Source organism: Flavobacterium tructae (assembly GCF_002217475.1).
Classification (GTDB): Bacteria; Bacteroidota; Bacteroidia; order Flavobacteriales; family Flavobacteriaceae; genus Flavobacterium; species Flavobacterium tructae.
Map to the genome: position 1 here is coordinate 1 of NZ_MUHH01000043.1, position 14,071 is coordinate 14,071.

The 14,071-nt window shown below is 30.4% G+C and carries 15 protein-coding genes; all 15 read left to right on the forward strand.

The annotated features are described in order from the left end of the window. The coding region (locus B0A80_RS17670; protein ID WP_208861493.1) for a hypothetical protein at positions 1-450 on the forward strand (450 nt) is incomplete at its 5' end. After that, complete coding sequence (locus B0A80_RS17675; RefSeq protein WP_089078149.1) at positions 443-928, forward strand: glycosyltransferase; 486 nt, start codon at positions 443-445, stop codon at positions 926-928. The genes B0A80_RS17670 and B0A80_RS17675, both read left to right, overlap by 8 nt. Further along, positions 928-1,962 (forward strand): hypothetical protein, encoded by a 1,035-nt coding sequence (locus B0A80_RS17680; protein WP_089078150.1) that lies wholly within the window; start codon positions 928-930, stop codon positions 1,960-1,962. The genes B0A80_RS17675 and B0A80_RS17680 overlap by 1 nt, the downstream gene beginning before the upstream one ends. 12 nt (positions 1,963-1,974) lie before the next feature. Beyond that, positions 1,975-3,012 (forward strand): glycosyltransferase family 4 protein, encoded by a 1,038-nt coding sequence (locus B0A80_RS17685; RefSeq protein ID WP_089078151.1) that lies wholly within the window; start codon positions 1,975-1,977, stop codon positions 3,010-3,012. A gap of 9 nt (positions 3,013-3,021) precedes the next feature. Further along, a complete protein-coding gene (locus B0A80_RS17690; protein ID WP_089078152.1) occupies positions 3,022-3,810 on the forward strand; it encodes a glycosyltransferase in 789 nt (262 codons plus the stop codon). Between the two features lies 1 nt (position 3,811). Then, positions 3,812-4,726, forward strand: coding sequence for an NAD-dependent epimerase/dehydratase family protein (locus B0A80_RS17695; RefSeq protein WP_089078153.1), 915 nt, complete (start codon positions 3,812-3,814; stop codon positions 4,724-4,726). Positions 4,727-4,744: 18 nt separating this feature from the next. Continuing rightward, positions 4,745-5,710, forward strand: a complete 966-nt coding sequence (locus tag B0A80_RS17700; RefSeq protein ID WP_089078154.1) for an MraY family glycosyltransferase — start codon at positions 4,745-4,747, stop codon at positions 5,708-5,710. Beyond that, entirely contained in the window at positions 5,707-6,132 is a 426-nt protein-coding gene (locus B0A80_RS17705; RefSeq protein WP_089078155.1) for a WxcM-like domain-containing protein, read from the forward strand. The genes B0A80_RS17700 and B0A80_RS17705 overlap by 4 nt, the downstream gene beginning before the upstream one ends. After that, positions 6,125-7,267, forward strand: a complete 1,143-nt coding sequence (locus tag B0A80_RS17710; protein WP_089078156.1) for a DegT/DnrJ/EryC1/StrS family aminotransferase — start codon at positions 6,125-6,127, stop codon at positions 7,265-7,267. Before B0A80_RS17705 ends, B0A80_RS17710 begins: the two co-directional genes overlap by 8 nt. Positions 7,268-7,293: 26 nt before the next feature. Continuing rightward, on the forward strand, positions 7,294-7,842 hold the full coding sequence (gene rfbC / locus B0A80_RS17715) for a dTDP-4-dehydrorhamnose 3,5-epimerase (RefSeq protein WP_089078157.1): 549 nt from the start codon (positions 7,294-7,296) through the stop codon (positions 7,840-7,842). Beyond that, complete coding sequence (gene rfbD / locus B0A80_RS17720; RefSeq protein WP_089078158.1) at positions 7,842-8,687, forward strand: dTDP-4-dehydrorhamnose reductase; 846 nt, start codon at positions 7,842-7,844, stop codon at positions 8,685-8,687. Before rfbC ends, rfbD begins: the two co-directional genes overlap by 1 nt. A gap of 79 nt (positions 8,688-8,766) precedes the next feature. Beyond that, positions 8,767-9,651 (forward strand): glucose-1-phosphate thymidylyltransferase RfbA, encoded by an 885-nt coding sequence (rfbA, locus tag B0A80_RS17725; RefSeq protein ID WP_089078159.1) that lies wholly within the window; start codon positions 8,767-8,769, stop codon positions 9,649-9,651. An 85-nt stretch (positions 9,652-9,736) separates the two neighbouring features. Then, positions 9,737-11,707 carry a polysaccharide biosynthesis protein gene (locus B0A80_RS17730; protein ID WP_089078160.1) on the forward strand — a complete coding sequence of 657 codons (1,971 nt, stop codon included), beginning with the start codon at positions 9,737-9,739 and terminating at the stop codon, positions 11,705-11,707. 204 nt (positions 11,708-11,911) lie between these two features. Continuing rightward, positions 11,912-12,775 (forward strand): ABC transporter permease, encoded by an 864-nt coding sequence (locus tag B0A80_RS17735; RefSeq protein ID WP_089078161.1) that lies wholly within the window; start codon positions 11,912-11,914, stop codon positions 12,773-12,775. Between the two features lie 23 nt (positions 12,776-12,798). After that, a complete protein-coding gene (locus B0A80_RS17740) occupies positions 12,799-14,067 on the forward strand; it encodes an ABC transporter ATP-binding protein (RefSeq protein ID WP_233430768.1) in 1,269 nt (422 codons plus the stop codon). Positions 14,068-14,071: the final 4 nt, after the last annotated feature.

A 14,071-nucleotide genomic window follows, 5' to 3' on the forward strand; every position in this document is an offset into this window, starting at 1 on the left:
TTCCCATCTACCGTTTTTAGTGGTCACGAAAAAATGGCATTAAAAATTTTAGAAAAAGCACCTTATAAAGTCAATTGTATATTAAATGAAAAATTAATTTCAAAATTTACGTATGAAAACCAAATTTTTGGCTATCATAATCTTTTAGTTTTATTAAAAACATTATTAAAGATTAGGTTTAGAAAACGTCATGTGACTATTATAATTATAGCAGGAAGTCCATATGGTTTTTTGTTGGAAAAAATACTATTAAAAATGATATTATTTAAATTGATTGATTATGTGCCATTTCCTGAGTTAAAAATAATGCAAGACAGATTTCATCACAAGTTAATTCCTTTTTTTAATAAACTTTTAATTAGTGAACGGGTATTGATTGATGAATGGCAATTAAAATATAGCGCTGTAAAGAAATCTATTGTAATTAAAAATATAGTTGGAAATGATTAATTTATATTTCGTAGGTAGATTTATAGTTAGGCAAAAACGTATTGACAGATTATTAGAATTATCAAAACTATTAGATCTAGATAATTGCGATTATAGTTTTAAAATTTTTTCAGATGTTGATTTTAATTCAAATGAATATAAAGAATTTGAGAATAATAAAAAGTTTAATTTTTTAGGATTTAAAAATAATTGGGTAGATTATATAGATGAGAAATCTATAATGATTTTTGTCTCAGATTATGAAGGGTGTCCCTTAAGTATTCTTGAAGCTTATAAAAATAACCATAAAAAGATTGCAATACTAGAGATGCCTGGTGTAGAAAATTATGTATCTGAAAATTCTATATGTAAAAGTATAGAACAAATGGCTGAAAAAATAAATAAAAACTGTGACCTTGAGAATTTATTAGATTTATCAAGTTATTTTGATAAAGTTAGATTTGCAAGGGATGTTGAAAGATTATATAAAACAATTTAATGTACAAGAAGACGTACTTTTTTTTGCTTTTTTTGGTGATGATGTATGGCATCATACCTTTTGAAATTAGTAAAATTATTGGTAGTGATTTTTTAATAGGTGATTTTGTTGACTCAGAATTGTATTTTGATTTAGTTGTATTAACTCTCGGAGTGGCTTTTTTTTTATCGCCATTATTAAAAAAAAGGATTATAGTGCCAAGTTTTAATGCTTATGGCAAATTTAGTGAGAATGCAGGTTATAATATATATATAACCTATTTGATTTTTTTGTTTTTTTTGGGTTTTTTTTTAAGGTTGATTGGTACAGAACGTGGAGCTTTATTAGGGATATTAAGTTCTACTTTTCTACAGGGGATGGGTATAGTATTGATCTTATTTTATCTTAAATTTATTAAATCTAGTAAAAAGATTATTATCGCAATTTTTGTACTTTTTTGCATCATTGATGTCCTTTTTATGGGTAAGCAGTATTTTATATCTTTAGTGACTATTTTGATTTTTTTAGCAGATTATCATTCTTTCAAAGTTAAATTCTTGCATTTAGGACTAATCTTAGTAGTCTCAGTTCTTTTTGTTTTTGTTATAAATCTTTCAAGGGGGGATTTTGCAGAAATTGATCTTTTTTCTTCTCTCATGGAGTTTAGAGGTGTTATTTCATCTATTCAGTTTGCGGGTAAAGATATTTCTATTTTTGGTCTGAATGCTTTGAGGGCAAAGGTAGAAAATGATAGTATTAATACTTATGGATATAATTTAGCGTTTCATCCATTAATGTTTTTTAGATCAGTTACCCAATTTACTGCTGTGGGTATAATTTTATATTCGATTTTTGTTTTTGTTCTTATTAAACTGATGATTCGAACAATTGGAGCGTACGGAATACTTGTAATTTCTCTCAATTTTATCCATTTTTTACGACATGGAATAGATCTTTTTTTAATAAAAATTATTTTTCAATTCTTATTAGTTTTGATATTTAGATTTAAGTTTGATCTCGATAAGAGAGAAGTTTTAAATGAACCTAAAATTTAAAATAAAGTATAAATGAAAATAGGAATTGATTGCAGGCTTATAAATAAAATTCAAAATACTGGTATATCAAGGTATACAGAATTTTTGATTGATTATTATATAAATAAGTTTGGTTCCGAAAATGTTTTTTTGATTACTAACGATAAAAAATTTGTTTTTAATAAATCTAGTATTGTTTATACTGAACTTAAACCTTATAATATATTTCATTTTTTTTTCTTTTCAAAATTTTTAAATAATTTGAAACTGGACTTGTTTCATATTCCTTTTTATTCTGGATTTTATAAAAAAAATAATAAAGTTAAAGTTGTAGTAACTGTTCATGATTTAATGTATCGATTCGTAAAGGACTTTTTTGGAAATAATCTGATTTTAAATAAGTTTAAAATATATTATTTTGATTTTATCGTAAAGAAAACATTGCTAAATGCAGATTTAATTGTTTCAGTATCAGAAACTACAAAGAAAGATGTCTTTGATACCTTTGGTTTTAACTCTTTTCATATACCTGAAGATTCAAGTATTGCTGTAAGTAATGATTTATCTGTTTTAAGAAAATATGATCTTTTGGATAGAGGATTTTACTTTTATTGTGGAAATAATAGACCTCATAAAAATATTAATTTTTTAATTGAGATTTTTAATACTACACCTGGTTTGCCTCCTTTAGTTTTGGCGGGGAAAGGACATCAAAACTCTAATAATGTTATTGCAACTGGAATTATTACAGATGAAGATTTAAGTGCTTTATATAAAACGACGATTGCTTTTGTATTTCCGTCTACATATGAAGGTTTTGGTTTACCAGTTTTGGAGTCGATAAGGAGCGGAACTTTTGTTGTTGCCTCAAAAATACCAGCGTTTTTGGAGTTTGAGACAAATAACATATTTTTTTTTGAATTAGGAAATAAAGAAGAGCTTTTGGAGGCATTGCAAAAAGCTTTATCAAATAATTTTGTTGTTGATACTGCATTTTTATCTCAGTATGAGAAAAAGATGATTTATAAACTAAATGATATTATGATTAGTAATTTATTTAAAGTTAATTAATTTTTTATTTTGAAAACAATAATAACTTCTTGTATCGTTTTATATAATAATGATATTAATATGTTAGAAGAAGCAATCTGTTCGTTTCTTGCCACCAATTTGAATGTTAGATTATATTTGATTGATAACTCAGAAACAGATAAGTTAAAAGTACTAGCTTCAGATCCTAGGATTGAGTATTTTCATAATCCATCAAATCCTGGATTTGGAGCTTCTCATAACATAGCAATTCAAAAAGCCTTTGATTTAGGTTCTGATTATCATTTAGTTTTAAACCCAGATATATACTTTTGTGAAGGAACTTTAGAAAAACTTAGTAGCTTTATGGACTTGAATACTAAAATTGGTCATGTAATGCCAAAAGTTACTTATCCAGATGGCAAATTGCAGTATTTATGCAAGACAAATCCTACTTTTTTTGATTTGTTTGCTAGAGGATTTATGCCATTTTTTCTGAAGAAACTTTTTCACAAAAGAATGGATAAATATGAATATAAGGATAAAGATTATAATGAGATAATATATAATGTACCTTATTTATCTGGTTGTTTTATGTTCTTAAGAACAAAAACTCTGCAAAAAGTAGGTTTTTTTGATGATAAAATCTTTATGTATTTAGAAGATGCAGATTTAACAAGAAGGTTTCTTCAAATATCGGAAACGGCCTATTATCCTGAATGTCATGTTTTTCATCATTTTGGAAAACTTACACACAAGAAACTAAAATTTAAATGGATCACTATTGAAAGCGCCTTTATATATTTTAATAAATGGGGTTGGTTAAAGAGTTTTTATTAGAATGAGTATACTTTTAACAGGAGCGAATGGCTTTTTAGGGAAATCAATTCTAAAAGAAGTTTCAGTAAATGATTTTGTGTTTACATTGTCGAGAAAATCTGGGGACTATAGAGTGTTTTTAGAAAACGAAATTCCTGATTTCAAAAATATTTTTAAAGTTATTATTCATGCTGCAGGTAAGGCTCACAGTATCCCTACGACGCTAGAGGAAAAGAAAGAGTTTCATGATGTTAATTATGAGGGAACGTCAAATCTTTTAAAAGGGTTAGAAAGATCTGGCCTTCCAAAAGAATTTGTTTTTATAAGTAGTGTTGCTGTGTATGGTCAAGAATCGGGGATTAATATAAGTGAAAATCATCCACTACATGCACAAGATCCATATGGATTAAGTAAAATAAAAGCTGAAGATTTAGTAAAAAGGTGGTGTGAAGATAATCATGTTATTTGTACAATTTTGCGATTACCATTATTAGTAGGTAAAACTCCGCCTGGTAATTTGGGAGCAATGATAAAGGCAATTAAGAAAGGTTATTATTTCAACATTGGTCAGGGTGGAGCACGAAAAAGTATGGTCTTAACTAAAGATATAGCTTTGATTATCTCTACGGTTTCTGGTATTGGAGGTACATATAATCTTACTGATGGCTATCATCCTAGTTTTTACGAATTAAGTTTGGCTATCTCAAAAAAAAATAGAGGTTTTTTTAGTTTACCTGTCTTTATTGCAAAGCTACTAGGTAAAATAGGTGATTTAATAGGTGAAAAAGCTCCTATTAATTCTTTGAAAATAATGAAAATAACTTCGGATTTAACATTTGATGATAGCAAAGCTAGAGAATTATTAAATTGGAAACCTCAGAATGTACTAGATTATCTAAAAAATGAGGATTTAGATAGTGAGGATAATTGTAAATAAAAAATGTCATAGATAAATATGCAATATTCAATACTTGGAGCTATTTTAATGGTTTTAATGTTAATTTATTTTAAAGTAGCAAAGCGTTTTAATATTATTGACAAACCAAACGAAAGAAGTTCGCATAGAGATATAACTTTAAGAGGAGGAGGAATAATTTTCTGGATTTCGGCCTTACTGTATTTTAGTCAACATATTCAGAGTAGCTTTTATTTCTTAACAGGGATTACTTTAGTTAGTTTAGTTAGTTTCTGGGATGATATTCAAAGTTTATCTAATAAGATTAGAGTTGGAGTACATTTTTTCGCGATCAGTTTGATTTTTTACGATCTAAATCTGTTTCATTTATTGCCAATTTGGGGAGTTTTGATCGCTTATGTTTTAGCCATTGGACTTATAAATGCTTATAATTTTATGGATGGCATTAATGGTATCACAGGCTTGTACAGTTTAGTTGTGATGGGATCATTACTATATGTTAATACAAAAATTCAGCTTTTTACTGATGAAAGTTTTATAAAATATATCATGGTTGCGAGTTTAGTTTTTTTATTTTTTAATTATAGAAAAAAAGCAAAATGTTTTGCCGGTGATGTAGGAAGTATTGCTATAGCATTTTGGATAATCTATCTGCTTTTAAAACTTATTCTGAACACAAATTCTCTAATTTGGCTTTTATTTTTGGCGGTTTATGGCGTTGATGCTATTTGTACAATTAGCCATCGTTTGTATTTAAAGCAGAATATCTTTGAAGCACATCGACTGCATCTTTATCAGGTATTGAGTAATGAATATAAGATTCAGCATAGATTAGTTTCGTTGTACTATGCATTAATGCAAATTGTAATTTCAATCTTGGTTATATTCTTATATCAGAAAGTACAGGATTGGTTTCTGTTTGTAATTGTTATAATTCCTTTACTTTTGATCTACTCTTCCAAGTTTTATTTACTTAGAAAGAGTGATTTAAAATTGAAATCATGAAGCCAAAGATAATTCAAGGAGGTAATTTTAGAGATCATCGCGGGAGTATTTCTTATGTAAATGAATTTACTTTCAGAGATATTGAAAGATTTTATATTATTAGCAATTCAACAGAAAATCCAATACGGGCATGGCAAGGACATAAACTGGATATTAAAAACTTTTATTGTTTAAGTGGATCTTTTAAGATTCATTTTATTAAAATTGATAATTGGGATAATCCTTCTAAAGATTTAGTTATTGAAACGGTCATTGTTTCGGAATTTGATAGTAAAATAGTTCATATTCCGGCAGGTTACGCAAATGCTATTGAATCCTTAGAAGAAGGTTCAAAATTGATATCGTTCTCTACTTTACCATTGTCTAATGTAAATGAGGATGATATTCGTTATCCTTCAGATTATTGGTCTATAGATGGATAGAAAAAGGATTCATTTATCATTGTCACAGCAGACTGGCTTTGAGAATGAATATATTCAAAAAGCATTACAGACAAATTGGATTACTTCTGGGGGACCAAATGTTGAAGAGTTTGAGCATAACCTTGAAAATTATTACAAAAACGAATCATTTGTAACAGCATTAAACTCAGGGACGTCTGCAATTCATCTAGCATTGATTTTATTAGGTGTTAAAAGAGATGATGAGGTAATTTGCCAGACCATGACATTCTCGGCATCAGCTAATCCTATTTTGTATCAAGGCGCAAGGCCTATTTTTATTGATAGCGAAAGCGATACCTGGAATATTTGCCCACAAATTCTAGATATGGCAATAAAAGATAGGATAAAAAAAGGAAAGAAACCCAAGGCAATAATTGCAGTTCATTTATATGGTACTCCTTATAAAGTTGATGAAGTTCATGCAGTAGCTGATCATTATGAAATACCTGTTATAGAAGATAGTGCAGAAGCGCTGGGGAGCTCTTACAAGGGGAAAAAATGTGGCAGTTTTGGCAGTTTTGGAGTTTTATCCTTTAATGGAAGCAAAATTATTACTACTTCGAGCGGAGGGGCATTAATTTCTAATTCCAATGAGACAAAAGAACGGGCTATTTTTTATGCAACTCAGTCAAAAGAAAAAGCGGTTCATTATCAGCATATTGAGATAGGTTATAATTATAGGATGAGTAACATTTGTGCAGGTATTGGTCTAGGGCAAATCAAAAACTTGGAGGCAAATATTGGGTCAAAAGTTATAAATCATAACTTTTATAAAAATATCTTTAGCTCAATTGACAGTGTTGAACTTTTCGAAGTTCATGATGATGATTATTTGTCAAATTATTGGTTAAATACCATTTTGATAGAGCCTGATTTTAAAAATAATAGGAATAAAGAAAGCTTACGGTTGGCTTTTGAAAAGGAAAATATTGAAAGTCGTCCACTTTGGAAGCCATTGCATTTGCAACCTATTTTTGAAAAGTACCCATATTATGGAAATAAAATTGCAGAAGATTTGTTTGAAAAGGGATTATGTTTACCTTCAGGATCAAATCTTACAATTGAAAATAAAAATAGAATTGAGGAAGTCATAAATGTTATTTTTAAAAAATAATTTAGTTTAAAGAATTTAATATAAAAATGAAAATCGAAGAGACATTTATAAAAGATTTAGTAATTGTAGAACCAACAGTTTTTGGAGATGAAAGAGGTTACTTTTTTGAGTCTTATAGTAAAACTAAATTTGAGGACTTAGGAATTGATATTGAATTCGTTCAGGACAATCAGTCCTTTTCAAAAAAAGGAACTTTGAGAGGTTTACATTATCAGAACCCTCCGTTTGCTCAAACAAAACTAGTTCGTGTTTTGGAAGGCGAAATTATTGATATTGCAGTAGATTTGAGAAAAGATTCACCAACTTACGGAAAATCGTTCAGTGTTTTATTATCAGCAGAAAATAAAAAACAGCTATTAGTTCCTCAAGGTTTTGCTCACGGATTCTCTGTGATAAGCGAAACAGCATCGGTGATGTATAAATGTGATCAGTTTTATAATAAAGCTTCCGAAGGAGGAATTAAATTTGACGACCCATCTTTAAATATTGATTGGGGGATGGATTTAAAAGAAGCCATCGTTTCTGAAAAAGATCAAATACTTCCTTTTATTGAAAATTGTAATAGTTTATTTTAATGAAAAAGATTCTTGTAACAGGAGCAACCGGACAGTTAGGATCTGAACTTTCAGTTTTATCTACTTCTTATTCTCAATACAAATGGATTTTTGCTGACCGTACAAAAGCGACTTTAGATAATTTAGAATTATTGCAATTTCAATTAAATAAAATTAGTCCAGATGTCATATTTAATTGTGGTGCCTATACGGCGGTAGACAAAGCCGAAAATGAAAAAGAGTTAGCATTTATTGTTAATAATAAAGCTGTAGAATTAATTGCTAAATATGCTAAAGAGAATAACACACAGCTGATTCATGTTTCTACTGATTATGTATTTGATGGAACTTCATCAGTTGCTTTAGATGAGGAGGCAGAAACGAATCCGGTAAATGTTTATGGAGAAAGTAAATTAGCTGGAGAAAATTGTTGTATAAAAGAATGCCCTAATTCAATTATTATTAGAACTTCATGGGTTTATAGCAAATTCGGAAATAATTTTGTAAAAACGATGCAACGTTTAATGCAGGAAAGAGAAGAGATTAACGTGGTTAATGATCAGGTTGGCTCACCAACTTATGCTGCAGATTTAGCTCAAGCAATGGTAAATATTCTTGAATCTTCAAAATGGATTCCAGGGATTTATAATTATTCAAATGAAGGAGAAATTAGCTGGTACGAATTTGCGTTAAGTATTAAAGAATTTGGTGTTTATAACTGTAAAGTAGGAGGGATTCCATCGTCATCTTACCCAACTCCAGCAAAGCGACCAAACTTTTCATTATTGGATAAGAAAAAAATCAAAACTATTTATAATTTAGATGTACCAAATTATAAGGAAAGTTTAAAAAAAATGTTTGTTTAAAAATCTAACATTAGAATTTTTGGCGTTTTGAGTAATCAGAGTCTAAAATCTAAAATCTAAAATCTAAAATTAAAGATTTATGAAAGGAATTATATTAGCAGGAGGCTCTGGCACCCGTTTGCATCCTTTAACACTTGCCATGAGCAAGCAGATGATGCCTGTTTACGATAAACCGATGATCTATTATCCTTTGTCAACATTGATGATGGCTGGAATTAATGAAATTTTGATAATTTCAACGCCGCATGATTTGCCAAATTTTAAGAAGCTCTTAGGTGATGGGAGTGCAATTGGATGTAAATTTAGCTATGAAGAGCAACCAGATCCTAATGGACTAGCTCAGGCTTTTGTAATTGGGGAAGACTTTATTGGTAATGATAAAGTGGCATTAGTTCTTGGAGATAATATCTTTTTCGGAACAAATATGCAACAATTATTAAAAGATAATGCAGACCCTGAAGGAGGCGTTGTTTTTGCTTACCATGTTTCAGATCCTGAAAGATATGGAGTGGTTGAATTTGATGAGAATAAGAAGGCTGTTTCTATTGAAGAAAAACCTCTCGAACCAAAATCAAATTATGCCGTTCCGGGATTATATTTTTATGATAATTCGGTTGTAGAAATTGCTAAGAATATTAAACCTAGTGCCCGTGGCGAATACGAAATTACTGATGTGAATAAGGTTTATCTTGAAAAAGGAAAATTGAAAGTTGGTATTTTAAGCAGAGGAACGGCTTGGCTAGATACAGGGACTTTCAATAGTTTGATGCAGGCTGGCCAATTTGTGCAGGTACTTGAGGAAAGACAAGGTTTAAAAGTGGGTTGTATTGAGGAAATTGCTTGGCGACAAGGGTTTATTAATGATGCTCAATTAGAGGAACTTGCATTGCCTTTAGTGAAATCAGGATATGGAACATATTTGTTAGAATTTTTAAGACAAAAGAAAAAAGGTGTTAAAATCTAATTTATATAGGGGAATAATTTTTTAAAACCTTTAATTTGTACCTTTGTAGGCTATACAAAGTTTACAAAATCAAACGAAACCAGAATTGGATACTGATAAATCAACCAAAATAGCTTCTATATTGCATAATTCTTTCTCACCAAGAAACTTGCGAGCTAGTATTAATAACCTAAGTTATTTGCCTAGGTGGATCATTATTGCCATTGATATAATGGTGTTGATCTTCTCGTTTACTTTTACCTATATGCTGTTTGAAGGAACGGCATTAGGCTATATTGTTACCTCACATCAGTCTTTTTTCGTCTCGAGTTTAATAGGTATCAATATATTTTTCTTTTGGTTGTTTAGAACATACTCTGGTATTATACGACACTCTTCATATATAGACGCTATAAAATTACTGTTTTCTCAAATGTCAGTTTTGGTGTTTTTCTTGTTTTTTAATTTAGTTTTTGAACTATATACAGGACATAAAGCGTTTTTAAACACTGCTCTTTTTATTAATTTGGTATTGTCATTCTGTGGATTGTTTCTATATCGTGTGATCGTAAAGCAGACATTTGAATTGTATTTCTCTGAAAAAACAACCACAAAGTTAATCCGAACTGTAATTTATGGAACAGATGCCAATGCAATTTCTGTTGCCAATGCGTTGAAGTTTGAAACTCCTTCGAGATTTAAAATTGTTGGATTTGTTGACAAAAACAATCAGAATGCATCTAAGCGAATGTTGGATCTGCCGATTTTGATTTTAAGAAAAAAATTACCGGCCTTAATGCGTTCTGTAGCTGCAGAAGGTGTTATTATTGCTGATAAAAGTTTGTCTAAAGACGAACAATTAATTATTGTAGACCAGTGTTTAGAGTTTAATTATAGAGTATATACTGTTCCGCTGATTTCGGATTGGGAGAACCAAAAAGAGATTTCTCAAAAAGTAAAAAATATTCAGATTGAAGATTTATTAGAAAGAAAACCTATTGTTCTCGACAGTAAGTCAATTTCGAAACAATTAAAAGATAAAACGGTTTTAATTACTGGTGCAGCAGGATCTATAGGGAGTGAAATTGTTAGACAGGTTCTAGGTTTTAATCCCAAAATGGTTGTTATTTTGGATCATGCCGAAACGCCGCTTCATAATTTGTGTTTGGAAACCGCAACATTTGGTTCCGAATCAAAAATTATAGCTGTAGTTGCTGATGTTAGAAGTAAAAAAGCTTTGGAAAAAGTTTTCAAAAATTATAATCCACATGTTGTTTTTCATGCCGCCGCATACAAACATGTTCCATTAATGGAAGAAAATCCGGCACAGGCTATTCATACCAATATTAAAGGAACTAAGAATTTAGCAGATTTATCCTGTAAGTATCATGTCAAAAAGTTTGTCATGGTTTCGACTGATAAAGCTGTGAATCCTAGTAATGTAATGGGAGCGAGTAAAAGGATTGCTGAAAAGTATGTTCAATCTCTATTCCTGAAAAATCAGAGAGAGAATGGTGGTGAGAGTGTAACCAAATTTATCACAACACGTTTTGGAAACGTTTTAGGTTCAAATGGATCAGTAGTTCCTTTGTTTACGAAACAGATTGCAGAAGGTGGCCCGGTCACAATAACGCATCAGGATATTATTCGTTATTTTATGACTATTCCCGAAGCTTGTCAGTTAGTTTTAGAAGCCGGAGCAATGGGGAATGGAGGCGAGATTTATATTTTCGATATGGGTAAACCTGTAAAAATTATCGATCTGGCTAAGAAAATGATTAAACTTGCGGGCTTTATTCCTGATAAAGAAATAAAGATTAAAGTGGTTGGTCTTAGACCTGGAGAGAAGCTTTATGAAGAGTTGTTAAACGATACTTCTAAAACTTTACCAACGTATCACAATAAAATTATGATCGCTCAGGAAATTCAGGACGAGTACGAGAATCTGCATATCGAGATTGATGAACTTATTGGTATAGCTGATTTTTATGATAATGAAGATATTGTAGCCAAAATGAAGAAAATTGTTCCTGAATTTAAAAGCATGAATTCTACTTTTGAAGTTCTGGATAAATAAATTGACTTTATTTGAATTAGGATTTAATTTTAAGATATTAAAAGGTGTTTTTTCAAAAACGCCTTTTTTGCTTTTTTGAACGTTTTTAACCGAATAATAATCCTGTTAATTATCTATTGATTGGCCGCAATTAAAGGAAAAAGTGAGTTTTAGAAAATAGTTTTATCAAAAATTTAGCTGCAATGTGTTTGTAGCAATTATTAAATGAACAACAATAGCCCCAATGATTGGTTGTTTGAAATAACACCTAAAAATAAGTTTTTCTCGTTAAATTTAAAAGAAGTTTGGCAGTATCGTGACTTATTATTTCTTTTCGTAAAACGTGACGTAATCACGGTTTATAAGCAAACTGTTTTAGGCCCGCTTTGGTATCTGATTCAGCCATTGTTTACTTCAATAACTTTTACAATAATATTTAATAATGTTGCTGGGATTAACACAGGAGCGGTTCCTCCATTTTTATTTAATCTGGCGGGAATAACAGTTTGGAATTATTTTACTGCTTGTCTTACCGGGACATCAGATACTTTTAAGGCTAATGCCGCAATTTTTGGAAAAGTATATTTTCCCAGAATCATTACTCCTCTGTCCGTTGTAATTTCAAATCTTGTAAAGTTTGGAATACAATTTTTAATTTTTATTGGATTCTATATTTTCTACTATTTTCAAGGAGCTGATTTAAGTTTTAATGGTCTTGTTTTAGTTTTCCCGGTTTTAATAATCATAATGGGGATTTTAGGATTAGGCCTTGGAATGCTTATTTCAGCAATGGTAACAAAATATCGCGACTTTAGTCATTTAATTGGTTTTGGTATACAATTATTGATGTATTTATCAGCAGTGATGTATCCTATGGAGCTTATTAAAGATAAATTACCCAGTTACGGTTGGCTCGTCGAATATAACCCGTTAGCTTATATTATTGAGACTGCCCGTTTCATGTTATTGAATGTTGGGGAAATTTCGATTTTAGGATTAGCGTATACTTTAGTTGTCACTATAACAGTTTTTTTTATTGGACTTTTGGTTTTTAATAAAACGGAGAAAAGTTTTATAGATACTGTTTAATTACTGATTTTTCATTTGCAATTTTGAAAAGAGATATAATATTAAAGGCCGAGAACATTTCTAAACAATATCGTTTAGGACAAGTAGGTACTGGAACCTTAAGTCATGACATTAATCGTTGGTGGCATAAGATTAGAGGTAAAGACAATCCTTATTTAAAAATTGGGGATACAAATGATCGTTCCACAAAAGGAAATTCAGATTATGTCTGGGCACTGCAAGACATTAATTTTGAAGTTGAACGAGGAGAAGTTCTCGGAATTATTGGTAAAAACGGAGCGGGAAAATCAACACTTTTAAAGATACTTTCAAAAGTAACAGCTCCAACTACCGGAAGTATCAAATCTCGTGGCCGTATTGCTTCACTACTTGAAGTAGGAACTGGTTTCAATGGAGAAATGACAGGAAGGGAAAATATCTTCCTGAACGGTGCTATTCTGGGAATGACCAAAAAGGAAATTTCGTCAAAATTAGCTGAAATAATTGAGTTCTCAGGTTGTGAACGTTACATAGATACCCCTGTAAAAAGATATAGCTCTGGAATGACAGTGCGCTTGGCCTTTGCGGTAGCGGCATTTTTGGAGCCTGAAATTTTGGTAGTTGATGAGGTTTTGGCAGTTGGAGATGCCGAATTTCAGAAAAAAGCTATAGGTAAAATGCAGGATATATCGCGTGAAGGCGGCAGGACTGTTTTGTTTGTGAGTCATAATATGGCAGCAATTGAAACATTATGTACTCGGGTTATTAGTATGGAGTATGGTAGAATTTGCGGTAATGGAAATCCAACTAAAGTCATTTCGGATTATTTAAAAAGTGCCTCTTTTTCTAAACGTAATATCAGTTTTGATACAATCGAAAAAGCCAAAGGTAATAATCATATACGTATTCTTTTTGCTTCAATTGAAAACGTTTCAGGAGATAATGTTGAGGATGTAATAGATGTTACATCAGCTATAGAATTTAAAATAAAAATTATTAATCAAACAGATAAGGATGAAATTTTTGTAGGTTATGATTTAAGAACTATAAAAGGGGATGTTGTATTTAGCTCAATGAAGAATTTTGAATGCGATATAAATCAAATTACTTCTTTAAAGTGTAGTATCCCCGGCAATTTCTTAAATGATGATGTTTATCAGATCCATATGTATATCCACACAAATAGTATGAATATGCTTTTTCAAGATACAGAATTATTAACATTTGAGATCAAAGATACTAAAAGAGAGTCAGGATACTTAGGAAAAGTTAACGGCTTTATTAGACCTCAATTACCATGGTGTAAATATTAAAAGC